20 protein-coding genes are annotated in these 22,009 nt (G+C 69.1%); 8 read left to right on the top strand and 12 right to left on the bottom strand.

What is annotated here, in order from left to right:
* The first annotated feature begins 63 nt into the window (after positions 1 to 63).
* From dqs_RS14395 to dqs_RS14385, 3 genes are all read left to right on the top strand, one after another.
* A complete protein-coding gene (locus dqs_RS14395; RefSeq protein ID WP_065340917.1) occupies positions 64 to 1,479 on the top strand; it encodes a DNA recombination protein RmuC in 1,416 nt (471 codons plus the stop codon).
* 54 nt (positions 1,480 to 1,533) lie between these two features.
* Positions 1,534 to 2,607 (top strand): DNA polymerase IV, encoded by a 1,074-nt coding sequence (gene dinB, locus dqs_RS14390; RefSeq protein WP_065340916.1) that lies wholly within the window; start codon positions 1,534 to 1,536, stop codon positions 2,605 to 2,607.
* Positions 2,608 to 2,674: 67 nt separating this feature from the next.
* Entirely contained in the window at positions 2,675 to 4,552 is a 1,878-nt protein-coding gene (locus dqs_RS14385; RefSeq protein WP_065340915.1) for an ATP-binding cassette domain-containing protein, read from the top strand.
* A gap of 54 nt (positions 4,553 to 4,606) precedes the next feature.
* Here the strand turns inward: dqs_RS14385 and dqs_RS14380 are convergent, their stop codons facing one another.
* Together dqs_RS14380 and dqs_RS14375 are read right to left on the bottom strand one after the other, a co-directional pair.
* Positions 4,607 to 5,698 carry a flavin monoamine oxidase family protein gene (locus tag dqs_RS14380; protein WP_065340914.1) on the bottom strand — a complete coding sequence of 364 codons (1,092 nt, stop codon included), beginning with the start codon at positions 5,696 to 5,698 and terminating at the stop codon, positions 4,607 to 4,609.
* Between the two features lie 186 nt (positions 5,699 to 5,884).
* A complete protein-coding gene (locus dqs_RS14375; RefSeq protein WP_011766509.1) occupies positions 5,885 to 6,469 on the bottom strand; it encodes an alpha-ketoglutarate-dependent dioxygenase AlkB family protein in 585 nt (194 codons plus the stop codon).
* 90 nt (positions 6,470 to 6,559) lie between these two features.
* Here dqs_RS14375 and dqs_RS14370 point away from each other — a divergent pair, with 90 nt between their 5' ends.
* Positions 6,560 to 6,904 (top strand): NifB/NifX family molybdenum-iron cluster-binding protein, encoded by a 345-nt coding sequence (locus tag dqs_RS14370; RefSeq protein ID WP_236778685.1) that lies wholly within the window; start codon positions 6,560 to 6,562, stop codon positions 6,902 to 6,904.
* Positions 6,905 to 6,933: 29 nt separating this feature from the next.
* On the opposite strand, the gene dqs_RS14365 is transcribed toward dqs_RS14370, so the two are convergent.
* A complete protein-coding gene (locus dqs_RS14365) occupies positions 6,934 to 7,485 on the bottom strand; it encodes a cob(I)yrinic acid a,c-diamide adenosyltransferase (RefSeq protein WP_011766507.1) in 552 nt (183 codons plus the stop codon).
* Between the two features lie 145 nt (positions 7,486 to 7,630).
* On the opposite strand from dqs_RS14365, the gene alaS reads away from it, so the two are divergent.
* Positions 7,631 to 10,288 carry an alanine--tRNA ligase gene (gene alaS, locus dqs_RS14360; RefSeq protein ID WP_011766506.1) on the top strand — a complete coding sequence of 886 codons (2,658 nt, stop codon included), beginning with the start codon at positions 7,631 to 7,633 and terminating at the stop codon, positions 10,286 to 10,288.
* A 92-nt stretch (positions 10,289 to 10,380) separates the two neighbouring features.
* Here alaS and dqs_RS14355 read toward each other — a convergent pair whose 3' ends face one another.
* From dqs_RS14355 to dqs_RS14335, 5 genes are all read right to left on the bottom strand, one after another.
* Positions 10,381 to 11,241 (bottom strand): HDOD domain-containing protein, encoded by an 861-nt coding sequence (locus dqs_RS14355; RefSeq protein WP_011766505.1) that lies wholly within the window; start codon positions 11,239 to 11,241, stop codon positions 10,381 to 10,383.
* A gap of 96 nt (positions 11,242 to 11,337) precedes the next feature.
* Positions 11,338 to 12,729, bottom strand: coding sequence for a phosphomannomutase/phosphoglucomutase (locus tag dqs_RS14350; RefSeq protein ID WP_065340912.1), 1,392 nt, complete (start codon positions 12,727 to 12,729; stop codon positions 11,338 to 11,340).
* A 59-nt stretch (positions 12,730 to 12,788) separates the two neighbouring features.
* Positions 12,789 to 13,808 carry a hydrolase gene (locus dqs_RS14345; protein WP_065340911.1) on the bottom strand — a complete coding sequence of 340 codons (1,020 nt, stop codon included), beginning with the start codon at positions 13,806 to 13,808 and terminating at the stop codon, positions 12,789 to 12,791.
* Positions 13,809 to 13,908: 100 nt separating this feature from the next.
* A complete protein-coding gene (locus tag dqs_RS14340; RefSeq protein ID WP_011766502.1) occupies positions 13,909 to 14,109 on the bottom strand; it encodes a zinc-finger domain-containing protein in 201 nt (66 codons plus the stop codon).
* Between the two features lie 10 nt (positions 14,110 to 14,119).
* Positions 14,120 to 15,040: a branched-chain amino acid transaminase gene (locus dqs_RS14335; protein ID WP_011766501.1), complete on the bottom strand. Its 921-nt coding sequence runs from the start codon at positions 15,038 to 15,040 to the stop codon at positions 14,120 to 14,122.
* Positions 15,041 to 15,193: 153 nt separating this feature from the next.
* Here dqs_RS14335 and dqs_RS14330 point away from each other — a divergent pair, with 153 nt between their 5' ends.
* The 3 genes from dqs_RS14330 to mnmA are packed head-to-tail and all read left to right on the top strand — an operon-like array spanning position 15,194 to position 17,422.
* The gene (locus dqs_RS14330; protein ID WP_041643773.1) at positions 15,194 to 15,646 is read left to right on the top strand and encodes an NUDIX hydrolase; all 453 of its coding nucleotides are present in this window, start codon (positions 15,194 to 15,196) and stop codon (positions 15,644 to 15,646) included.
* Positions 15,646 to 16,308, top strand: coding sequence for a hypothetical protein (locus dqs_RS14325; protein ID WP_179947992.1), 663 nt, complete (start codon positions 15,646 to 15,648; stop codon positions 16,306 to 16,308). Before dqs_RS14330 ends, dqs_RS14325 begins: the two co-directional genes overlap by 1 nt.
* A gap of 16 nt (positions 16,309 to 16,324) precedes the next feature.
* Entirely contained in the window at positions 16,325 to 17,422 is a 1,098-nt protein-coding gene (mnmA, locus tag dqs_RS14320) for a tRNA 2-thiouridine(34) synthase MnmA (protein ID WP_065340909.1), read from the top strand.
* A 19-nt stretch (positions 17,423 to 17,441) separates the two neighbouring features.
* Here the strand turns inward: mnmA and dqs_RS14315 are convergent, their stop codons facing one another.
* Genes dqs_RS14315 through dqs_RS14300 form a run of 4 tightly spaced genes read right to left on the bottom strand, consistent with a single transcriptional unit; the run spans position 17,442 to position 21,931 of the window.
* Entirely contained in the window at positions 17,442 to 18,545 is a 1,104-nt protein-coding gene (locus dqs_RS14315) for a PA0069 family radical SAM protein (protein WP_065340908.1), read from the bottom strand.
* 32 nt (positions 18,546 to 18,577) lie between these two features.
* Positions 18,578 to 19,975 (bottom strand): sigma 54-interacting transcriptional regulator, encoded by a 1,398-nt coding sequence (locus dqs_RS14310; protein WP_065340907.1) that lies wholly within the window; start codon positions 19,973 to 19,975, stop codon positions 18,578 to 18,580.
* A complete protein-coding gene (locus dqs_RS14305) occupies positions 19,972 to 20,544 on the bottom strand; it encodes a hypothetical protein (RefSeq protein ID WP_065340906.1) in 573 nt (190 codons plus the stop codon). The genes dqs_RS14310 and dqs_RS14305 overlap by 4 nt, the downstream gene beginning before the upstream one ends.
* Positions 20,537 to 21,931: a sensor histidine kinase gene (locus tag dqs_RS14300; protein ID WP_065340905.1), complete on the bottom strand. Its 1,395-nt coding sequence runs from the start codon at positions 21,929 to 21,931 to the stop codon at positions 20,537 to 20,539. The genes dqs_RS14305 and dqs_RS14300 overlap by 8 nt, the downstream gene beginning before the upstream one ends.
* Positions 21,932 to 22,009 lie beyond the last annotated feature (78 nt).

The raw sequence follows: 22,009 nt of genomic DNA, 5'->3' as shown, positions 1-22,009 counted from the left end.
GCAATGCCGGCGGGCGTTGCGTTTGTTGCCGCCGGCCGGCGGGGCGGAACCGATGGTGGCGGCATGATCGACATCCCCTTGCAGATGACCCTGGCGGCACTCGCTGGGTTGGGCGCGGGCTTCGTGCTCGCCTGGCTGCTGCAGCGCGGGCGCGGTGCCCAGGCGCTGGAACGCGCGCGGCTGGAGGCGGAGGCGGCGCTCGCCCCGCTGCGCGAACGGGCGCGCCTGCTGGAGGCGGAGCGCGAGGCGTTGCGCGTGGAGCGGGCGGACGTGCTGGCGCGCGCGGAGGGCTGGCGCGAGGCGCTGGAGAAGACCCGCGCCGAACGCGCCGTGCTGGCCGAGCGCCTGCTTGCCGAGCGGCGCAATGCGGAAGAGAAGATCGCCCTGCTGCAGCAGGCGCGCGAGGCGCTGAGCGACCAGTTCAAGGCGCTCGCGGCCGACATCCTCGAAGAGAAATCGAAGCGCTTCACCGAGCAGAACCAGACCAACATCGGCCAGTTGCTCGAGCCGCTGCGGGAGCGTCTGCAGGCGTTCCAGGGCACCGTCGAGCAGGTCTACGTGCAGGAAGGCAAGGACCGCAGCGCGCTGGCCGAGCAGGTGCGGCAGCTGATGGAACTCAACCGCGCGCTCGGCGAGGACGCGAAGAACCTGACCCGGGCGCTCAAGGGGTCGGTGAAGGCGCAGGGCAACTGGGGCGAGCTGGTGCTGGAGCGCGTGCTGGAAGCCTCCGGCCTGCGCAAGGGGGTGGAGTACGACACCCAGCAGAGCCATGCGCGCGAGGACGGCAGCCGGGCGCAGCCGGACGTGGTGATCCACCTGCCTGAAGACCGCCACCTGGTGGTGGATGCCAAGGTCTCGCTGACCGCCTACGAAGCCTGCGTGGTGGCCGAGGACGAGGCCGCGCGCCAGCTGGCGGTGCGGCGCCATCTGGAATCGGTGCGGGCCCACATCAAGGGGCTGGCGGAGCGCAATTACCAGCAGATCCACGGCGTCGGCTCGCTCGATTTCGTGCTGATGTTCGTCCCGATCGAGCCCGCCTTCATGCTCGCGGTGACGCACGACGACGCGCTGTTCATGGATGCGTGGCAGAAGAACGTGCTGCTGGTCGGGCCGTCGACGCTGCTGTTCGTGGTCCGCACGGTCGCCCACCTGTGGCGGCAGGAGGCGCAGGGCCGCAATGCGCAGGAGATCGCCCGCCGCGGCGGCGAGTTGTACGACAAGCTGGTCGGCTTCGTCGACGACATGGATGCGCTCGGCAACCGCCTGGCCCAGGCGCAGAAATCCTTCGACGCCGCCTACGGCAAGTTCGCGCGCGGCCGTGGCAACCTGGTGCGGCAGGCCGAGATGCTGCGCGAACTCGGCGTAACGCCGGCCAAGGCGTTGTCGCCCGCGCTGGTCGAGCGCGCGCTGGAAGACGACGCGGCGGATGCGGCGCCGGTGCGCCCGGCGCTGCGCGTGGCGGGCGACGAGGCGGGCTGACGCGGCCGGTCCCCGAGCGGCTGGCGGCACGTCCCGGTTCGTCCTGCACACAGCATGCGCAAGATCATCCACTGCGACTGCGATTGCTTCTACGCTGCGGTCGAGGTCCGCGACAACCCCGCGCTCGCCGGCAAGCCGGTAGCGGTGGGCGGGCGGGCGGAAACCCGCGGCGTAATCGCCACCTGCAGCTACGAGGCGCGCGCCTTCGGCGTCCATTCGGCGATGTCCACCGCGCGTGCGCTGCAGCGCTGCCCGCAGTTGATCCTGCTGCCGCCCGACTTCGAACGCTACCGCGCCGCCTCGCGCCAGATTCTCGCGATCTACCGCGACTACACCGCGCTGGTGGAGCCGCTGTCGCTCGACGAGGCCTATCTGGACGTCAGCGGGGTGGATCGCTGCAAGGGCTCGGCGACCTTGATGGCGCAGGAGATCCGCGCCCGCATCCGCGCCGAGGTGGGCATCACCGCGTCGGCCGGCATCGCACCCAACAAGTTTCTGGCCAAGGTGGCGAGCGACTGGAACAAGCCGGACGGGCAGTTCGTGGTGCGGCCGGACGAGGTGGATGCCTTTGTCGCCGCGCTGCCGGTGAAGAAGATTTTCGGCGTCGGCAAGGTCACCGCGGCCAGGCTCAACCGCCTCGGCGTGCACACCTGCGGCGATCTGCGGCCCTGGACGCTGGCCGCGCTGACGCGCGAGTTCGGCAGCTTCGGCGCCAGCCTGCACCGGCTGTGCCGCGGCATCGACGAGCGTGAGGTCAAGCCCGACCGGGTCCGCAAGTCCTTGTCGGTCGAAACCACCTACGTCACCGACCTGCCCGATCTCGCCGCCTGCGCGGCGGCGCTGCCGGCATTGATCGAGGAGTTCGGCCGCCGTTTCGGCAGGGCGCGCGACCTGCGGCCGGTGCACAAGGCGGTGGTGAAGATCAAGTTTGCGGATTTCTCGCAGACCACGGTGGAGTGCGTCGCGAGCGCGCCGGACACCGCGGTCTGGCAGGCGCTGCTGGCCGAAGGCCATGCCCGTCGCGGGCTGCCGGTGCGCCTGCTCGGCGTGGGGGTACGCTTCGCCGAAGAAGGCCGCGACGCAGCGGTGGCGCGCCAGATCGGCCTGTTCGGCGAATCCGCGGGCTGAGCGCTGCGCAGCGGAGGGCAGGCTCCGGGCGATAATCGGCTGTTTGCCAACCCCCGCCGAGATGTCCATGAGTGATCCGCAGTCCATTGCGCTGGAAACCCCCGATCCGGGACCGGAGGGCAGCGACCGCCCGGTCAGCCTCGCCGGCCTCTACCGCGCGCTGTGGCGCCACGCGGCCGGCGTTCGTCACCTGATCCTGTGGGGCTTTTTGCTGCTGCTGGCGTCGCAGTTGTTCAAGCTGGCGGTGCCGTGGCTGGCGGGGCGGGCGATCGATACGATCCAGCACGGCGGCATCGACGGGCTGGCGGGGGCGGGGCGCTGGCTGGCGCTGGTGTTCGCGGCGATCGCGGCCAGCTGGCTGCTGCACGGGCCGGGCCGCATCCTGGAGCGCAACGTCGCGCTGCGCGTGCGCGAGCGGCTCTCGGCGCTGCTGGTGGGGCGGCTGATGGCGGCGCCGCTGGCCTGGCACGAGCGACACCACTCGGGTGAAACCACGCATCGGGTGCAGCAGAGCACCCACGCGCTCTACGACTTCGCGCAGAGTCAGTTCATCTACCTGCAGAACACGGTGCGGCTAGTGGGGCCGATCGTGGCGCTATGTCTGATCTCGCCGCTGGTGGGGGCGGTGGCGGTGGTGGGCTACGGTCTCATCGGCCTGCTCATCACCCGCTTCGACCGCCGCATGATGCGGCTTGCGGTGGATGAGAACCACGCCGAGCGCCGCTATGCGGCCACCGTGGTCGATGTGCTCGGCAACGTGTTCTCGGTGCTCGCGCTGCGGCGCGGTGGTGGTGCGGCGCGCCTGGTGGCGGCGCGGCTGGCGGCCGCGTTCGGCCCCTTGCGGCGGAGCATCGTGCTCAACGAGATCAAGTGGTGCTCGGTCGATCTGCTCGCGAGCCTGCTGTGGTGCGTGCTGGTCGGCGTCTATGCGGCCGAGGCGGGCGGCCTCATCGGCGGCGCCGCGGTGGCGGGCGGCGTGGCGCTGGGCAAGGTCTTCATGGTCTATGAGTACGCCCAGCAGGCGGGCGGGGTGATCACCGCGATCGCCGCGCACTTCCAGTCGCTGTCGCGCCAGCGGGCGGACTACGCGGCGGCGCGGCCCTTGCTCGAAGCGCCCCAGGTGAAACCGGTCACCGCGGCGAGCGCGCCGGAAGGGTGGCACCGGCTGCTGGTGAGCGGGCTGCGCCTCACTCACGCAGGCGGGCGCGGCGGGCTGGCGATCGACCGCCTAGGGTTCGTGCGTGGCCGCCGCTATGCCCTGGTGGGGCCGAGCGGCGCCGGCAAGACCACGTTGCTGCGGGTGCTGGCCGGTCTGGACGCGGCGGGGGCCGAGCTTCGGGTGGAGGGCGATGGCCGCGAGCCGGCGGTGGTGGCCGGCGACGAGGCGGTGATGGCCTTGCGCGGCTGGGCGACGCTGATTCCGCAGCAGGCGGAGATGTTCGACGGCACGCTGCGCGAGAACCTGGCGGTGGGCGAGGAGGTGGCGGCGGCGCGGGTGCGGGAAGCGCTGCACGCCACCTGCGCGGAGGCGCTGGTGGAGGCGTTGCCCGAGGGGCTGGGGACGCGGGTCGCGGAGGGCGGTGCGAACTGGTCCGGCGGCCAGCGTCAGCGGCTGGCGCTGGCGCGCGGCGTGCTGGCGGCCGAGGGGTCGGCACTCGTGCTGCTTGACGAGCCGACCAGCAGCCTCGATCCCGAATCCGAAACGCGCGTCTACGAAGGCCTGTTCAGCCGCTTCGGGGAAGCCGCGGTGGTGTCGTCGGTGCATCGCCTGCACCTGCTCGACCGCTTCGACGAAGTGATCCTGATGCGCGACGGCCGTGTCGAGGCGGTGGGTAGCGCGTGGGCGCTCGCGCAGGGCTCCCCGCTGTTCCGCGAACTGCTGGCGGCGCAGGGCGGCCACCAGGCGGCCGCTGTCGTGCCGGAGCAGGGCGGCGGCGCTACGTAGTACGCGCCGGGCCGACCGCGCTGCGGTGCGCGGCCGGCCCGGCGTGGTCGTCCCTCAGGCGGCCTCGGCCCAGTCGAGCGCAAGGTCGCGCTGGATGCGACCCGCGGCCTCCAGCGCACCTTCCATGTAGCCCGCTCCATACGCGGCGGTTTCGGTGCCGCCGAAGTACAGCTTGTCGCGCCAGTGCGACAGGCGCAGGTCGCGGTTGGCGTAGTCGGGGTGCAGCAGCGGCGGCGTCTGGTCCAGCGTGCTGCAGGTGTGGGGCTCTTGCGCCCAGTCCTGGTACAGGCTGTCGCCGCCCTGCGCGGCGGGGCCGAACAACTGGGCGAGGTGGCTGGCGGTGAGCATCGGCAGGCCGGCGCCGAAGCTGTCGCGCAGGGCTGCCGGCAGCGCGAGGAAGGCACCGAGCACCCCGGCCTCGTCGGCTTCGCTGGCGTCCCAGGTCTCGGCGAGAACGGCGCCCGGGTAGCGCGTGAACGCGGTGCCGGACAGGCCTTGCTCGCGCCAGAACGCGCGTGTGTAGCGGGTGACGAGCTTGGCCTGGGCCGCCATCCAGGTGGGCGCGTCGCGCATCGCCTCGCGCACCCGAGGCGCCAACGGCGGGTCGAAGCGCACATGCTCTTCCACCAGTCGCGGCGGCAGCGCCAGCACCACCCGGCGCGCGAGTACGAAGCGCTCGCCATTGGGCTCGCTGAAGTGCAGTTCGACGTGGGTGCCGCGGTCGCGCAGCGCGGTGAGCGCATGGGTGAGGTGGACGCCTGCCGCGGGGAGGCGCGCGGCGAGCGCTTGCACGAGTCCGTCCATGCCGCCCGCCACGCGTCGCGCGCCGCCGTGAAAGTCGGGCTGCGACAGCGGGCTCGGCTTGCCGCCCGGCTCGACCTGCATCAGGTGCGTGCCGTCTTCCTGCTGGGCGCGGGTTTCGAGGCCCAGGTCGGCGATCAGGCGCGCAATGCGCGGTTGGGTGTCGGGCCAGAACCAGGTGGGGCCAAGGTCGACCGGCGTACCGGCGGCATCCTTGCGGGTGAGGATGCGGCCGCCGAGGCGGTCGCGGGCTTCGAACAGCGCGAACGAGCGGTTCGCGTGCTGCAGCGTGTTGGCGAGAGCGAGTCCGCACAGACCGCCGCCGACGATTGCAACTTCCAGCATGGTGCCACCTCGCATCGGAAAAATGATCGGGACGCGGGGAGGTCTGCAAGCTTCGGGCCACGCAACCCATCGCTGCGCAGCCCGCCGGCCGCGCGGGATGCGGCGCGACGGCCGCGGCGAGGCCTCGTCGGGTTGCCTGCAGTGGGCGCGGGGATGTGGGCTTTGCTGCAGAACGCGGGGCGCCGTTCAGGCCGGCGCCACCACGTTGCGGAAGGTGAGGTTGAGGCGCGCGCCCCGGACCGCGGGCTCGGCCGGCACAGCGTGTTCCCACTGTTGCTGGAAGGGCGCGCGCATCAGCAGCAGCGTGCCCGCGGGCAGGGGGAGCGCGTCCGCCTCTCCGACAACGCCAGGCTTGGGTCGCCAGTGGAAACGCCGGGTGGCACCGAGGCTGAGCGAGGCGATGTGCGGCGCGGGGCCGAGGTCATCCTCGTCGTCGGCATGCCAGCCCACCGCATCCTCGCCGTCGCGGTAGAGGTTGGCGAGCACGGCGTTGAAGCGGACGCCGCTGACGGCTTCCACCCGCGCCCGCAATGCGGCCAGCGTCGGCGTCCACGGGTGGGAGTTCATCAGGTTGTCGGCGTAGCGGTAGGTGGCGCCCGGATCGGAAAACCAGCACTGCAGGCGCGGCAGCCGGAAACGCCGCCCGGCCGCGGTGTAGTCGCCATCGTTCCACGGGATTTCGGCGCACAGGGTATCGAACAGCGCCTGCGCGGCGGTGGCGTCGTACAGCGGGGTGAGGGCGAGCAGCGGATGTCGGGCGAGCGGTGTCATCAGGGTCTGCAGCGGCGCGGCTCTTGCTTCCGGAAAGGTTCGTCAAGCATAGCGCCGGGAGGAACCGTGCAGGAACAAGCGAGAGTGGCGGTGGCCACCAAGGACGGGCTGGCCGTCAGCGAACACTTCGGCCACGCCAAGGTATTCCATGTGTACGACGTGGATGCGGCGGGTGCGCGGCCGGTGGAGAAACGCGAGGTGGCGCACTACTGCCTGGGCGGCAGTTCGGACCAGGGGGCGCTGGCGGGCATCCTGGCCGCTGTGGCCGATTGCGAGGCGGTGCTGGTGGCGAAGATCGGCGATGGTCCCACCGAAAAGCTGAAGGCGAAAGGCATCGCCGGCGTGGGCGACTATGCCTGGGAAGCGATCGACGAAGCCCTGGCGCACTACTACGCCGCGCGGGCAGCGCACCGCGCGGCGCTGCGGGCCGGCTGAGGGCGAGGGCCCTTGCCGGCGCGGTGGTATCAGGCGTTCTTGCGCTTCTGCCACAGCACGTCGCCGCGGCCCCCGGCACGGTTGAGCACGCGGCCGAGCACGAACAGCAGGTCCGACAGCCGGTTGAGGTACTGGCGCGGGCCGTCGTTGACCGCTTCTTCCAGCGCCAGCGCCACCAGCGCGCGTTCGGCGCGGCGGCAGACCGTGCGGGCGTGGTGGGCGAGTGCGGCGGCGCGCGTGCCGCCGGGCAGGATGAAATCCTTGAGCGGTTCGAGGGGCTCGTTGAGGCGGTCGAGTTCGGTTTCGAGGTGGTCGACCTGCTTGCCGGTGATCATGCTCATGCCCGGGATGCAGACCTCGCCACCGAGGTCGAAGAGGTCGTGCTGCACATTGGTGAGCAGCGCGCGCACGTCTTCCGGCAGTTCTTCGCACAGCAGCACGCCGATGATCGCGTTCACCTCATCCACCTCGCCCAGGCTGTGGATGCGCAGGCTGTTCTTCGATACGCGCTTGCCGTCGCCCAGGCCGGTGGTGCCGGCGTCGCCGGTGCGGGTGTAGATCTTCGAAAGGCGGTGTCCCATCTGTCTCTCTCTGTGTGGTTGACGTGCACGTCAATTATACGGTCTGGGCCGGGCAGGGCCGCGGGCAGTGGCGTCGAAGGCTCATGATAAACTCGCGCATTCGCCCGCTGGCCGGGCCCCATGTCTCGTGTGTACCCAAACATCCATGAAATCTGCCGAAATTCGCGCCAAGTTTCTCAAGTTCTTCGAGTCGAAGGGCCACCAGATCGTGGCGTCCTCGTCGCTGGTGCCGCACGAGGACCCGACCCTGCTGTTCACCAACGCGGGCATGAACCAGTTCAAGGACGTGTTCCTGGGCTTCGACAAGCGCCCCTACAGCCGCGCCACCACCTCGCAGAAGTGCGTGCGCGCCGGCGGCAAGCACAACGACCTCGAGAACGTGGGCTACACCGCGCGCCACCACACCTTCTTCGAGATGCTGGGCAACTTCAGCTTCGGCGACTACTTCAAGCGCGACGCCATCACCTACGCCTGGGAGCTGCTGACCGAGGTCTTCAAGCTGCCCAAGGACAAGCTGTGGGTCACGGTGTATGCGGAAGACGACGAGGCCTACGACATCTGGACCAAGGAAGTCGGCGTGCCGGCCGAGCGCGTGATCCGCATCGGTGACAACAAGGGCGCGCGCTACGCCTCCGACAACTTCTGGATGATGGGCGACACCGGTCCCTGCGGCCCGTGCACCGAGATCTTCTACGACCACGGCCCGCACATCTGGGGCGGCCCTCCGGGATCGCCCGAGGAGGACGGCGACCGCTACATCGAGATCTGGAACAACGTGTTCATGCAGTTCAACCGCGACGAGCAGGGCGTGATGCATCCGCTGCCCAAGCCCTCCGTTGATACCGGCATGGGCCTGGAGCGAATCTCTGCCGTGTTGCAGGGCGTGCATGCCAACTATGAGATCGACCTGTTCAAGAGCCTAATTAGCTCCGCAATGCGGGCAGTTGGTACGGCGGAGGCGCTTGTCGAGCGGGCCCGGGACAGTATGACCAACACGATCAGTCCGTCGTATAAGGTGCTGGCCGACCACATCCGCGCCTGTTCCTTCCTGATCGCCGATGGTGTCATCCCCGGCAACGAAGGCCGCGGCTACGTGCTCCGCCGCATCATCCGCCGCGCCATCCGCCATGGCTACAAGCTGGGCGCGCGTGCCGCCTTCTTCCACAAGATGGTGCCCGACCTCGTCGCCGAAATGGGCGAGGCCTATCCCGAACTCAAGGCCGGCGAGCGTCGCGTCGCCGATGTGCTGCGTCAGGAAGAAGAGCGCTTCTTCGCCACCATCGAAAACGGCATGGCGATCGTCGAGGGCGAACTCGCGGCGATGGCGACGGCCGGCAACACCGTGTTCAACGGCGACACTGCCTTCAAGCTGCACGACACCTACGGCTTTCCGCTCGATCTCACCGCCGACATCTGCCGCGAGCGCGAGGTGACGGTGGATGCCGCCGCCTTCGACGCCGCGATGGCGCGCCAGAAGGAGCAGGCCCGTGCCGCCGGCAAGTTCAAGATGGCGGCCAACCTCGACTACGACGGCCCGGCGACCACCTTCCACGGCTACGACAAGCTGGAGGCCAAGGGCAACATCCTGGCGCTCTACAAGGACGGCGTGGCGGTCAATGAGCTGGTCGAGGGCGACCTTGGCGTGGTGGTGCTGGACCACACCCCGTTCTACGCCGAATCCGGCGGCCAGGCGGGTGATCGCGGCGAACTCAAAGGCGCGGCCGGCATCTTCGGCGTCGAAGACACGCTGAAGATCCAGGCCAGCGTGTTCGGCCACCACGGCGTGGTCAAGACCGGCAAGCTGGCGGTCGGCCAGGGCGTTGCAGCGCGCGTCGACACCGCCGCGCGCGCCGCCACCGCACGCAACCACTCAGTCACCCACCTGATGCACAAGGCCTTGCGCGAAGTGCTCGGGCCGCACGTGCAGCAGAAGGGCTCGCTGGTCGATCCGGACAAGACCCGCTTCGACTTCGCCCACACTGCGCCGATGAGCGCGGAGGAAATCCGCGAGGTCGAGGAGATCGTCAACCGCGAGATCCTCGCCAACGCCGCGACCGAAGCCGCGGTGATGGCGCTGGACGATGCGCAGAAGTCGGGCGCGATGATGCTGTTCGGCGAGAAGTACGGCGACGAGGTGCGGGTGCTCAGCATCGGCTCTTCGAAGGAGTTGTGCGGCGGCACCCACGTGGCCCGCACCGGCGACATCGGCCTGTTCAAGATCGTGGTCGAAGGGGGCGTGGCGGCGGGTGTGCGCCGCGTCGAAGCGGTGACCGGCGAGAACGCGCTGCGCTACACGCAGGAACAGGAGCGCCGCGTGCAGGGCGTTTCCGCGCTGCTCAAGGTGCAACCGGATGAAGTCGCGGAACGCGTGGCCGGCATCCTCGACAACGTGCGGGCGCTGGAAAAGGAACTGGCGCGGCTGAAGTCCAAGCTGGCGGCGAGCCAGGGTGAGGATCTGGTCGCGCAGGCGGTGGATGTCGGTGGCGCCAAGCTGCTGGCCGCGACGCTGGAAGGCGCCGACGTGCCGACGCTGCGCGAGACCATGGACAAGCTCAAGGACAAGCTGAAGTCGGCGGCGATCGTGCTGGCCTCGGTGGCCGACGGCAAGGTAAGCCTGATCGCCGGCGTCACCGCCGACCTCACCGGCAAGGTCAAGGCCGGCGAACTGGTGAACTTCGTCGCCCAGCAGGTGGGCGGCAAGGGCGGCGGCCGTCCCGACATGGCCCAGGCGGGTGGCACCGAGCCGGACAAACTGCCGGCCGCGCTGGCGGCGGTGCAGGCCTGGGTCAGCGCCAAGCTGTAAGCCAGAGGCTTAAAGGCGGGGCGGGTGCCCCGCCGAAACAAGAATGGCCGACTCATCGAGTCGGCCATTTTCTTGTCCGCGCGCGGCGCCGCTCAGCTTTCCTGGTTGCGGCGCTCGTCCAACTGGTAAAGCAGGTCTTCGGCAAGGTCCTCCAGATCGGCCAGCGGCATGCCGAAGTAGGCGGCCACCCGCTCGCCGGCCTTGATCCACTCCATGTCCTGGCGCACCCGCAGGTAGTGGCTGACGATGTGCTCGGCGAGCACGTTGAGCGCGATCAGCGAGCGCGACGCGCTGTCGAGCCCCGCCGGGTCTTCCAGCAGGCTGTAGTCGTGGTGACAGAGGATGCCCTGCGAGACCACGTCGGTGAGGCCCCACGAGCGGGCGAGGAAATAGCCCAGCACCGCGTGGTTGGTCGACAGGGCTTCGTCTTCGATGGCGGTAAACACCTGGTCCGTTTTTTCGTTGGCCGTCCCCAGCACCTTCTTGTAGCCCGGGAAACGCTGCACCAGCAGCGGAATGCCGCAGTCGCGGAACAGGCCGAAGGTGTAGGCGGTGTCGCGCGGTGCGCCGCCGAGCCGCCCGGCGAGTTCGGCCATGACCGAAGCAGTGTGCACCGAACTGTCCCAGAAGCGCTCCAGCGAGGCGTCCTGGGTGCCGATGGTGCTTCGCAGCAGGCCTTCGCAGACGAGGTTGGAAACCGTGCTGAACCCGAGCAGCTTGATCGCGTCGGCCACGGATGCGATCTGACGCGCGCTGCCGAACAGCGGGGAATTGGCGGACTTCACCACCATTGCGGCCAAGCCGACGTCCTGGCTGATGAGTTGTGCGACACGTTTGCCATTGGCCTGAGGCTTGCGCAGTTCAGCCAGCAGTTCGGTCAGGATGGCGGGGCAGGAGGGGATGGAGACGCCCTTCAGGGCTTCTTCGAGTCGGGATTCGTCGATGGTCCGCATGCGTCCGGAGGGGCGTGAACAAATGAAAAGGGGATCCGTGCGAGGCTAGCACGAACCCCCGGTCTTGACATGGTCTCCGCGTGCGGAGGCGGGCGGTCAGAAGGGCAGCTTGACCCCCGGCCACACCGAAGTGATGGCGGTACGGAAGGCGTCCTGGATGCGCGCGAGCGCGGCCGCGTCATTGGCCTCGAAACGCAGCACCACCACCGGCGTGGTGTTGGACGGCCGCGCCAGGCCGAAACCGTCGGCGTATTCCACGCGCACGCCGTCGAGCGTGATGCGCTCGACCGCGCTGTCGAACTGAGCCTGTTCCTTGAGGCGCTTCACCAGTTCGAAGGGTTCGCCTTCGTTCATCTTGATGTTGAGTTCGGGCGTGCTCACCGCGTCCGGCAGGCCCTTCAGCACCGCGTTGGCGTCGCCCGAGCGCGACAGGATCTCGAGCAGGCGGGCGCCGGCGTAGAGGCCGTCGTCGAAGCCGTACCAGCGTTCCTTGAAGAACATGTGGCCGCTCATCTCGCCAGCGAGCGGGGCGCCGGTTTCCTTGAGCTTGGCCTTGACCAGTGCGTGGCCGGTGTTCCACATGGTCGCCTTGCCGCCGCGCTGCTTGATCCAGCCCGCGAGGTTACGGGTGCATTTGACGTCGTAGATGATCTCGCCGCCGGGCACGCGCGAGAGCACGTCCTCGGCGAACAGCATCAGCTGGCGGTCGGGGAAGATGATCTCGCCGTCCTTCGTCACCACGCCCAGGCGGTCGCCGTCGCCGTCGAAGGCCAGCCCGAGTTCGGCATCGGTTTCCTTCAGCGCGCGCACCACGTCTTCCAGGTTTTCCGGCTTGGACGGATCCGGATGGTGGTTGGGGAAGTTGCCGTCGACCTCGCAGAAGAGTTCCACCAGTTCGCAGCCGAGCTGCTTGAACAGCGCCGGGGCGATTGCGCCGGCGACGCCGTTGCCGCAGTCCATGACGATCTTCATGGGGCGGGAGAGCTTGACGTCAGAGGTGACGCGTTCCAGATAGGCCGCGTTGACGTCCGCCGTGCGCAGCTCCCCGGCGCCTTCGGTGAGGTCGCCCTCGATCAGGCGGCGGCGCAGGTCGAGGATCTGTTCGCCGTACAGCGTCTGGCCGCCGAGCACCATCTTGAGGCCGTTGTAGTCCGGCGGGTTGTGGCTGCCGGTGACCGACACGCAGGAGTCGGTGCCGAGGTGGTAGGCGGCGAAGTAGGTGAGCGGGGTGGGTACGCAGCCGATGTCGACCACGTCCACGCCGGCGGCGCGGATGCCGTCGGCCAGTGCGCCGGCGAGTGCCGGGCCGGACAGGCGGCCGTCGCGGCCGACCGCGATCGCCTTCTGGCCGCGGGCGCGGGCCTCGGAGCCGAGGGCCTGGCCGATGGCGCGCACCGCCTCGACCGTCAGCGTCTTGTCGACGATGCCGCGGATGTCGTAGGCCTTGAAGATTTCAGGGGCGGGAACAAAGGGCTTGGACTGGGTCATGGAGGGCTTCCGATGCGATCAGGATGGGTAGCGGGGAAGGATAGTATGTCAGTGCGCTGCTAGATGTTTGGGTTTGCAAGCCGGCCGCTGCCGTTGCGTCCGGCGAGGAAGTCGAGCGTGCGGGCGGGCAGCCAGTCCTGGCCGCCGGGCCAGGGTGTGCCCAGAAAGCCGACGTGGCCGCCGTGGCGGCTGCATTCGAAGCGCACGGCGGGCGCAAGCTCCGCGGCCGACGGCAGGGCCGCCGCCGGCACGAAGGGGTCGTTGGCGGCGCTCAGCAGCAGCGTGGGGCAGGCAATGCCGCGCAGCCAGGGCTTGCTGGAGGCGCGCCGCCAGTAGTCGTCCGCCCCGGCGAAACCGTGGGCCGGCGCGGTGTAGGCGTCGTCGAAGTCGAACAGGGTGAGGGCGCTGCGCACTTTTGCCGGATTGCAGCAGCCCGGGTGACGGGCGGCCTTCTGCAGCGCCTTGGCCTTGAGCGTGGCGAGAAAGTGGCGGGTATAGACGCGGTTGAAGCCGCGCGCCAGCGCGTGGCCCGACAGCGTGAGGTCCAGCGGCGGGCAGATCGCAACGGCCGCATCCACTACCTGCAATGCCGCCTGGCCGCGCTCCCCGAGCCACTTGAGCAAGGCGTTGCCACCCAGCGACACGCCGGCTGCGAGCACCGGGCGCTTGCGGTTCAGGGCGGCGAGACGCTGGAGTATCCAGTCGACCTCGTCGCTGTCACCGGAATGGTAGGCGCGGGCCAGGTTGTTCGGCTCACCGGAGCAGCCGCGAAAGTGCGGCACCACCGCGGTCCAGCCTCGCGCCGCAGCGGCCGTGGTCAGTGCGCGGGCGTAATGGGAGCGGCTGGACCCTTCCAGGCCGTGAAACAGCACCAGCAGCGGCGCGTGTGACGCGGGCTTCGCCGGACCGTGCCAGTCGAGGTCGATGAAGTCGCCGTCAGGCGTTGTCCAGCGTTCGCGGCGGTAGTCCGGGCAGCGGATGCGGCGGGCGAGCGGCCAGATGGTCTGCAGGTGAGCGCCCGGTAGCCACCAGGGCGCTTCATACGAAGCAAGCGGAGCGCGTGCCGGAGAAAGGGGCAAGATCGGGGTGACAGCGTGGGGCGGAAATGCAGGAACGCAGGCGCACGGCCTGCGGCTCGATGCCGCGCGGGGGCTCCCGTGTGGAAGCCCCCGGCAGGGGTCAGTGATGACCCTTGGGGGCTTCGCCGGTGAATTCGTACTGCGCGCTGCAATACGGGCACACGGCCTTGCCTTCGGTCAGCACGTCGAGGAACACGCGCGGGTGGCGCGCCCACAGCGGCGCGTCCGGCTGCGGACAGTACAGCGGCAGGTCGTGCGCGCTGACGGCGATGGGTTGCGACTTGTCTTTGTTTTCGGGCATCTCGGATTCCTCAGACCAGGGACAGCCAGTTTTCGTACTCGGGGGCGCGGCCATTGACGATGTCGAAGAAGCGCGCCTGCACCTTGGTGGTGATCGGGCCGCGGCGGCCTTCGCCGATGGTACGGTTGTCGAGTTCGCGGATCGGCGTCACTTCCGCCGCGGTGCCGGTGAAGAAGGCTTCGTCGGCGATGTAGATGTCGTCGCGGGTCATGCGGCGCGACTGCACTTCGTAGCCGAGTTCGCGCGCGACGCGGATGACGGAGTCGCGGGTGATGCCGGTCAGCGCGGAGGCGATCTCGGGTTCGTAGATCACGCCGTCCTTGATGACGAAGAGGTTCTCGCCGGAGCCTTCGGCGACGAAGCCCTGGGTGTCGAGCAGCAGCGCCTCGTCGTAGCCGTCCTGGGTGGCCTCGAGGTTGGCGAGGATGGAGTTGGCGTAGGTGCTGGCGAGCTTGGCGCGCGCCATGGTCACGTTGACGTGCTGGCGGGCGAAGGACGAGGTCTTGACGCGGATGCCCTTCTCCAGGCCGTCTTCGCCCAGGTAGGCGCCCCAGGGCCAGGCCGCGATGGCGACGTGCACCGTGGCACCGCGGGTGGAGATGCCCATCTTTTCCGAGCCGTAGAAGGCGATCGGGCGCAGGTAGCAGGATTCCAGCTTGTTGGCGCGCACGACTTCCTTCTGCGCTTCCATCAGGACTTCCTTGGAGTAGGGGATGTCCATCATGTAGATCTTGCCGGAGTTGAGCAGACGCTGGGTGTGCTCGGCGAGGCGGAAGATCGCGGTGCCCTTGGCGGTCTTGTAGGCGCGCACGCCCTCGAACACCGACAGCCCGTAGTGCAGGGAGTGGGTGAGGACGTGGGTGGTTGCGTCGCGCCACGGTACGAGCTTGCCGTCGTACCAGATGAAACCGTCGCGGTCGGCCATGGACATGGTGGGAATCTCCAGCGGAAATGAGTTCGAATCTGCCCGGCGGCCGGGCTTAACTGCCGAATTCTATCGCAAAGGAAAGGGCCGGTCGCGGCCTGCAAACGATTCCGCGCGTCGGCGGGTAAAATGGCGGACTTTGGGCGGGCGCAGGCAAAGATGGACAACAGATGGAAACCCAACGTCACCGTTGCCGCGGTGATCGAGCGCGACGGGCGCTTCCTCGTCGTTGAGGAGGAAACCCCCGAAGGGCTGCGCTTCAACCAGCCGGCCGGCCACCTCGACGAGGGGGAATCGCTGCTGGCCGCCGCCGCGCGCGAGGCGCTGGAGGAAACCGCGTACCGCTTCAGCCCGGAATACCTCGTCGGCATCTACCAGTGGCCGCGGCCGCAGAAGGACATCACCTATCTGCGCTTCGCTTTCGGCGGCTCCGTTGCCGCGGCGCCGGAAGTGCGGACGCTGGACGCGGGCATCGTGCGCGCGGTGTGGATGACGCGGGCCGAGCTGGCCGCGTCCGCCGATCGTCATCGCAGCCCGCTGATCCTGCAGTGCGTGGATGACTGGATCGCCGGCCGCCGCTATCCGCTCGAACTGATCCGCCACTACGGCTGATGAGTCGCGCCCTCGCCTGGATGGCCGCCTGCTGCGTCCTGCTGGCGTGGGGCGGCGAAGCGGCTGCGCAGGAAGCGTGGGTCAGCATCTGCCACGGCTACGGATGCGCGGCCGAATCCGTGGTGCACTACGACAGTGAGCTGCTGCAGGCCGTCGTGCATCGCCTGCAGGGCGCGGATTCTGCGGCCGCGGAACGCGCCATCCTCGCCGGCGCGATCGGTGGCCTGTACCGGGTGGCGGGCGAGCAGACCGTGGTGGCCGCCGATCGCGGCGGGAATTTTGCCGACGAGGAGGGAAGCGGGCGGATGGACTGCATCGATCACTCGACCTCCACCACGCGGCTGTTGCAGTTGCTTGAATCGAGAGGGGCGCTGCGCTTTCACCGGGTGCTCGAGCGCGAGCGGCGCGGACGCTTTTTCCAGCATTATTCGGCGGTGATCGAAGAACTTGAGATGTCGGCTTCCGGCGGGGCGCCCGCTGTGACCCATTCGGAGGCCGGCGAGGATTGCGCGTGCGACGCGCAGGCGCCGCTTGCGGACGCGGCTGCGACCTCGCTGGCGCGCCGCTATGTCGTCGACAGCTGGTTCGTCGACAATGGCGAGCCGGCCGTGGTGCTGCCGCTCGCGGACTGGCTAGATGGAGAAGGACCGAATGTCCAGTAAGCAAGACCCGCAAGGGATGAAGGTGGTCGTCGGCATGTCCGGCGGCGTCGATTCGTCGGTGACCGCGCTGCTGCTCAAGCAGCAGGGCTACGAGGTCACCGGCCTGTTCATGAAGAACTGGGAGGACGACGACGACGACGAGTACTGCTCGACGCGGCAGGATCTGGTCGATGTTGCCTCGGTGTGCGACGTGATCGGCATCGACCTGGAAGTGGTGAACTTCAGTGTCGAATACAAGGACCGCGTGTTCGCCGACTTCCTGCGCGAATACGAGGCCGGCCGCACGCCCAACCCGGACATCCTGTGCAATTCAGAGATCAAGTTCCGCTGCTTCCTCGACCACGCGATGCAGCTCGGCGCCGAGCGCATCGCCACCGGCCATTACGCCCAGGTGCGCGAATGGATCAATGACGGCCGCAGCGAATTCCAGCTGCTGAAGGCCGAGGATGGCACCAAGGACCAGAGCTATTTCCTGTACCGGCTGAACCAGGCCCAGCTCGCCAAGACGCTGTTCCCGCTGGGTGGCCTGTACAAGCGCGAAGTGCGCAAGATCGCCGAGGCGGCCGGGTTGCACGTGGCGACCAAGAAGGATTCGACCGGCATCTGCTTCATCGGCGAGCGTCCGTTCCGCGAGTTCCTGATGCGCTACCTGCCGACCAAGCCGGGCGAGATCCGCTGCCTGGACGACGACCGTGTGCTCGGCGAGCACCAGGGGCTGATGTACCACACCATCGGCCAGCGCAAGGGTCTGCACATCGGCGGCATCAAGGGCAACCAGGACGAGGCGGGCGAGCACGAGGCCTGGTACGTCGCAAAGAAGGACGTGAAGGCCAATGTGCTTTACGTCGTGCAGGGGCACGACCACCCCGCACTGCTGAAGGACCGTCTGCTCGCCACCGATCTCAACTGGATCGCCGGGCGCGACCCGCGCACCCACTGGGTATACACCGCAAAGCCGCGCTACCGCACCGCCGACATGCCATGCGAAATCGACGCGCTGGGCGAAGGCCGCGCGGAGATCGCGTTTGCCACCCCGCAATGGGCGCTGACCCCGGGACAGAGCGTGGTGGTGTACGAGTCCAAGGTCTGCCTGGGCGGGGGCGTCATCGTTTGACGCCGCAGCGCGCCGGCCTTCAGAACAGCGACAGCTGAGGCGTGTCCGCGGCCGGCGGGCGGAACGCCGCGGTGTTGAGCGTGCGCCGGGACTCGTTCAAGCCCAGCCGGCGGCAGATGCGCCGCAGGCGCTGGCTGTAGAGGTCCGCGATGACGCCGGTGCCGCGCATGCGGTGGCCGAAGCGGCTGTCGTAGCTGCGCCCGCCGCGCAGTTGCTCCACCAGGCTCATGACGTGGGCGGCGCGGTCGGGCCGGTGGCGTGCCAGCCAGTCGGTAAAGATCTGGCGCAGTTCGTGTGGCAGGCGCAGCACCACATAGCCGGCGGTATCCGCGCCCGCAGCATGCGCCGCGGTGAGCACCGCTTCCAGTTCGTGATCATTCAAGGCGGGTATCAGCGGCGCGCACAGCACGCCGACCGGCACGCCGGCGGCGCGCAGCCGGCTCAGGGTTTCCAGCCGCCGCGCCGGCCGGGCTGCGCGAGGCTCCAGCACTCGCGCCAGGTCGTCGTCGAGCGTGGTGATCGACAGCATGACCTGGACCAGATCATCGCGCGCCAGATCGGCCAGCAGGTCGAGATCGCGCTCGATCAAGGACGACTTGGTGATGAGACTGACCGGGTGGCGGGTTTCGGCCAGCACCTGCAGGATCTGCCGGGTCAGCCCGGTGTGACGTTCCACGGGCTGCCAGGCGTCGGTATTCACCCCCAGCGCGATGGTCGCGCAGCGGTAGCGGGGGTTTGCCAGTTCGCGTCGCAACACCGTGGCTGCATCGGGCTTCCAGAACAGCTTGGTCTCGAAATCGAGCCCGGGAGAGAGGTCGAGGTAGGCGTGGCTCGGGCGCGCAAAGCAATACACGCAGCCGTGTTCGCAACCGCGATAGGGGTTGATCGAACGGTCGAAGGGAATGTCCGGCGACTGGTTGTAGGTGATGACGGTCTTGGCGCTGTCGATCCGCAATTCGGTGGCGAGCCGGGTGTCGTCCTCGTCGCCCGCGGTGGGCCAGCCGTCGTCGAAACCCTCGCGCTGCCACTGGAGAAAGCGGCCGTCCGGGCGCACGGCGCTGCCGCGGCCGCGTGGCCCGGCAGCGACGGCACTGTTGAGAGGGCTGTGTTTTTGTACAGTCATGCGCCGAGTTTCCTCCTCCTCGGCGCGGTGGGTCAAGCGCCGTCGTCAGCGGATTCGCGCGGCGATGCGGGGCCGCGGAACAGCGCCGGATCCAGGCCGTGGCGCTGGATGAGGCGGTAGAACTCGGTGCGGTTGCGTTGCGCCAGGCGGGCAGCATCGGCAACGCGGCCCTCGGTGAGCTTGAGCAACTGGACGAGATAGCCGCGTTCGAAACGCTGCTTGGCCTCGGCATAGCTCAGTGCCGCGGGCGGCGTTGCGCGCAGCGCGCGTTTGACCAGCGCGAGCGGAATCAGTGGCGTGGTGGCGAGGGCGCAGGTCTGTTCCACCACGTTCTGCAACTGGCGGATGTTGCCCGGCCAGCTGGCGGTGACCAGCGCTTCCAGTGCGCCGGGGGCGAAGCCGCGCAGGGGTTTCCCGTAGCGCGCCGCCTGTTCGCGCAGGAAGTGCTCGGCAAGCAGAGGAATGTCCTCGCGCCGTTCGCTCAGCGTCGGCAGGTTGAGGTTGACCACGTTGATCCGGTAATACAGGTCTTCACGAAACCGGCCGGCGGTGAGTTCGCTGTCGAGATCGCGGTGGGTGGCCGAGACGATGCGGACGTCGATCGGCTCGCTGCGCGTCGAGCCCACGGGGCGGACCGCGCGCTCCTGCAGCACGCGCAGCAGTTTCACCTGCAGCGTCAGCGGCATGTCGCCGATCTCGTCCAGGAACAAGGTGCCGCCATGGGCCGCCTGGAAGAGGCCGCGGCGATTGGTCACCGCGCCGGTGAAGGCGCCGCGGACGTGACCGAACAGTTCCGATTCGAGCAGCGCTTCCGGGATCGCGCCGCAATTGACCGCAATGAAGGGCGCCGCGGCGCGCGGGCTGGCGGCATGGATGGCGTGCGCGAGCACTTCCTTGCCGGTGCCGCTCTCGCCGCGGATCAGCACGCTGGCGTCGGAGGCCGCGACCAGCCGGGTTTCGTCGAACAGCGCGTGCATGCGCGTGCTGCGGCTGAGCATGCCTTCGAATGCGTAGGCCTCGGTGGTGGTGCCGCTGCCCGTATCGCCGGCCGGCGCGGCCAGATGCAGCGCGCGCTCCACGTTGTCCAGCAGGTCCTGGCTGTCGTAGGGCTTGGTCAGGTAGCCGGCGACGCCACGCGAGGTCGCATCGATCGCGTCCGGGATGGTGCCGTGCGCCGTGAGCAGGATCACCGGCAGCGCGGGATACAGGCGCCGTACCTCTTCGAACAGAGCCAGGCCGTCGCGGTCGGGCAGGCGGACATCGCTCAACACCAGGTCCACCCGTTCCACCGCAAGACGTGCGAGTGCTGCTTCGGCGGTGCCCACCGGGCTGACGCGATAGCCGTTGGCCTGCAGCCGCATCGCCAGCAGGCGCAGCAGGTCGGGGTCGTCATCGACCACCAGCAGATGGCGGTGCTCGGTCGGCGTCATCGGGGGCGGTCCGGTTCCGGTACGGGGGGCCGCGTTGCGCCGCCGGACAGGCTGCGCTCGATTTCGCTGAGCGCGTCGAGCTTGCCCTGCAGCTCGCTATTGAGCTGCTGCAGTTCCCGCAGTTGCTGGCTGCTGCGCTCGGCTTGCTGGAGCTGGCGCTGGGCGAGGCCGTCGAGCCGCTGCCGTTCCGCGACTTGTTCGAGCAACACGCGTGCGAGCGGCTGGAGTTCGCGCGCCTCCGCCGCCGGGTTGGCGAGCAGGCCTTCGAGCAGGCTGCGGGCGCGGGCGAGCGCAGGCGCGGCGGGGTGCAGCGCGAGCAGCGCCTGGCGTGCCTGCACTTCGGGGTCGGTCGCGCGGTCCGCGTACTGGCGCCGCAAGCGGGCGAGTTCCTGCGCATCCACGTCGCCCAGTCCGTGATACCAGTCCAGCACGCGGGCGGGCGTCGCACGGGTGTCCGCGCTGGGGGCGGCACGGTGTGGTGGTGGCGGTTCGGCCGGCGGCGCGGTAACGCAGCCCTGCAGCGCAAGGGCGAGCACGAGGGCGAGGCAGATGGGGCGCAGGTCAGGCATAAGGCAGCTCGATGTGAAAGCACGCGCCGCGCGAGGCCGGACGCAAGCCGATGATGCCGCCATGGGCCCGGACGAATTCACGCGCGATGGCGAGGCCCAGGCCGCTGCCCTTGCCCGCGGCGGTCGGTCCGCGCACGAAGGGCTCGAAGATGCGCTCCGCATCCTCGGGCGCGACGCCGGGCCCGTCGTCCGTGCAGTCGAGGCTGACGCCGTCGCGCTGCTGCGACAGGCTCAGCCTGATCCCGCCGCCGGCAGGGCTGACGGCAATCGCATTGGTGATGAGGTTGGAGAGCACGACACGCATCTTGTCCGCGTCCAGAGCCAGCGCCGGCACTTCGCCTTCGAGGGACAGCTTCAGCCCCTTGCTTTCGGCAGGCAGGCGCAGCTCGTCGAGGACCGCGGCGGCCAGCTCGCGTAGCGAAACCGGGCGGCGGTTGAGCTGGGCGGCATTGAACTGGCTTGCGTTGTAGTCGAGCAACTGTTCGATACGTTCCTGCAGGCTGCGGGCATTGGCTGCGAGGATGCCGGTGACTTCGCGCTGGGCCGCGTTGAGCGGGCCGGGCACGCCGTCGGTGAGTAGTGCGATGCCTTCGCGCAGCGATGCGAGCGGCGTCTTCAGCTCGTGCGAAACGTGGCGCAGCACGCGGTTGCGGTTGGCTTCGAGGTCGGCCAGGCGTTGGCGCAACCAGTCCAGCCGTGTGCCCAGTTCACGCAGATCCGCCGGCCCGCCCACCGCAACCCGTGCCGCCAAGCGGTCCTCGCCCAAGGCTGCGATCGCGTGGCTGAGCTGGCGCAGTGGTCGCAGGATCCACCATGCGATCAGCAGCGCGAACAGGGCCGCCAGCACGACACCCGCGCCAAGTTCGGCGGCCAGCTGCTCGCGGCGCTGGTCGAGCGCGTCGAGTTCGGTTGCCTTCTGGCTTTCGAGCAGATCGTTGAGACGGCGCGCGAGCGTGGCGTTGATTTCGCGCAGGCGTTGCAGCGCGGCGGCGGCCTCGCTGGCACTGTGTGGAAGCACGGTTTCGGGGGCGAGGGCGGAGGGTTCGGAGAGCCGCCGCCACTCATCGCTGAGGCCTCGCAACACCGGGTGCGCGGCATCGAGGCGGTCGAGCGCTGCGGTGGCTTCCGCGCGCGCGGACTGGATCCGCTCCAGCAAGGCCGGATCGCGCAGCACCAGGAATTGACGCAGCGCGCGCTCCAGATCGATCGTCCGCTCGCCCAGTTGCTGCAGTGCTGCCGACATCGCGATGGCCTCGGTTGCTTGCGCGCGGGTGCGCGCGGCGAAGTCGGCGAGGCCCAGCCAAGCGCTCGCGGCGATGGCGCCGAGCACGCCCGCGACGAGCAGAAAACCGGCCAGCAAGGTGAAGCGGAACGAGGGATGGCGCATCGGCGGGTGGGGAGGTACGGGGGCCGCGAGGATGCGACGGACAGCCGAGTGTACGAGCCGCAGCGGCGCTCGCCACGT

It is taken from the genome of Azoarcus olearius, assembly GCF_001682385.1.
In the GTDB taxonomy this organism is placed as follows: Bacteria; Pseudomonadota; Gammaproteobacteria; order Burkholderiales; family Rhodocyclaceae; genus Azoarcus; species Azoarcus olearius.
The sequence above is the reverse complement of the archived record's forward strand: the minus strand, read 5'-3'. Positions and strand labels throughout refer to the sequence as shown.

Excerpts from the sequence above, each read along its gene's own strand:
- dqs_RS14350 (WP_065340912.1), bottom strand. The coding sequence starts at position 12,729 with ATGACCCAGTCCAAGCCCTTTGTTCCCGCCCCTGAAATCTTCAAGGCC.
- dqs_RS14315 (WP_065340908.1), bottom strand. The coding sequence starts at position 18,545 with ATGACTGTACAAAAACACAGCCCTCTCAACAGTGCCGTCGCTGCCGGG.
- dqs_RS14395 (WP_065340917.1), top strand. The coding sequence starts at position 64 with ATGATCGACATCCCCTTGCAGATGACCCTGGCGGCACTCGCTGGGTTG.
- dqs_RS14385 (WP_065340915.1), top strand. The coding sequence starts at position 2,675 with ATGAGTGATCCGCAGTCCATTGCGCTGGAAACCCCCGATCCGGGACCG.
- dinB (WP_065340916.1), top strand. The coding sequence starts at position 1,534 with ATGCGCAAGATCATCCACTGCGACTGCGATTGCTTCTACGCTGCGGTC.
- dqs_RS14375 (WP_011766509.1), bottom strand. The coding sequence starts at position 6,469 with ATGACACCGCTCGCCCGACATCCGCTGCTCGCCCTCACCCCGCTGTAC.
- dqs_RS14335 (WP_011766501.1), bottom strand. The coding sequence starts at position 15,040 with ATGTCCATGGCCGACCGCGACGGTTTCATCTGGTACGACGGCAAGCTC.
- dqs_RS14300 (WP_065340905.1), bottom strand. The coding sequence starts at position 21,931 with ATGCGCCATCCCTCGTTCCGCTTCACCTTGCTGGCCGGTTTTCTGCTC.
- dqs_RS14355 (WP_011766505.1), bottom strand. The coding sequence starts at position 11,241 with ATGCGGACCATCGACGAATCCCGACTCGAAGAAGCCCTGAAGGGCGTC.
- mnmA (WP_065340909.1), top strand. The coding sequence starts at position 16,325 with ATGAAGGTGGTCGTCGGCATGTCCGGCGGCGTCGATTCGTCGGTGACC.
- dqs_RS14330 (WP_041643773.1), top strand. The coding sequence starts at position 15,194 with ATGGACAACAGATGGAAACCCAACGTCACCGTTGCCGCGGTGATCGAG.
- dqs_RS14340 (WP_011766502.1), bottom strand. The coding sequence starts at position 14,109 with ATGCCCGAAAACAAAGACAAGTCGCAACCCATCGCCGTCAGCGCGCAC.
- dqs_RS14380 (WP_065340914.1), bottom strand. The coding sequence starts at position 5,698 with ATGCTGGAAGTTGCAATCGTCGGCGGCGGTCTGTGCGGACTCGCTCTC.
- alaS (WP_011766506.1), top strand. The coding sequence starts at position 7,631 with ATGAAATCTGCCGAAATTCGCGCCAAGTTTCTCAAGTTCTTCGAGTCG.
- dqs_RS14305 (WP_065340906.1), bottom strand. The coding sequence starts at position 20,544 with ATGCCTGACCTGCGCCCCATCTGCCTCGCCCTCGTGCTCGCCCTTGCG.
- dqs_RS14325 (WP_179947992.1), top strand. The coding sequence starts at position 15,646 with ATGAGTCGCGCCCTCGCCTGGATGGCCGCCTGCTGCGTCCTGCTGGCG.
- dqs_RS14365 (WP_011766507.1), bottom strand. The coding sequence starts at position 7,485 with ATGGGACACCGCCTTTCGAAGATCTACACCCGCACCGGCGACGCCGGC.
- dqs_RS14310 (WP_065340907.1), bottom strand. The coding sequence starts at position 19,975 with ATGACGCCGACCGAGCACCGCCATCTGCTGGTGGTCGATGACGACCCC.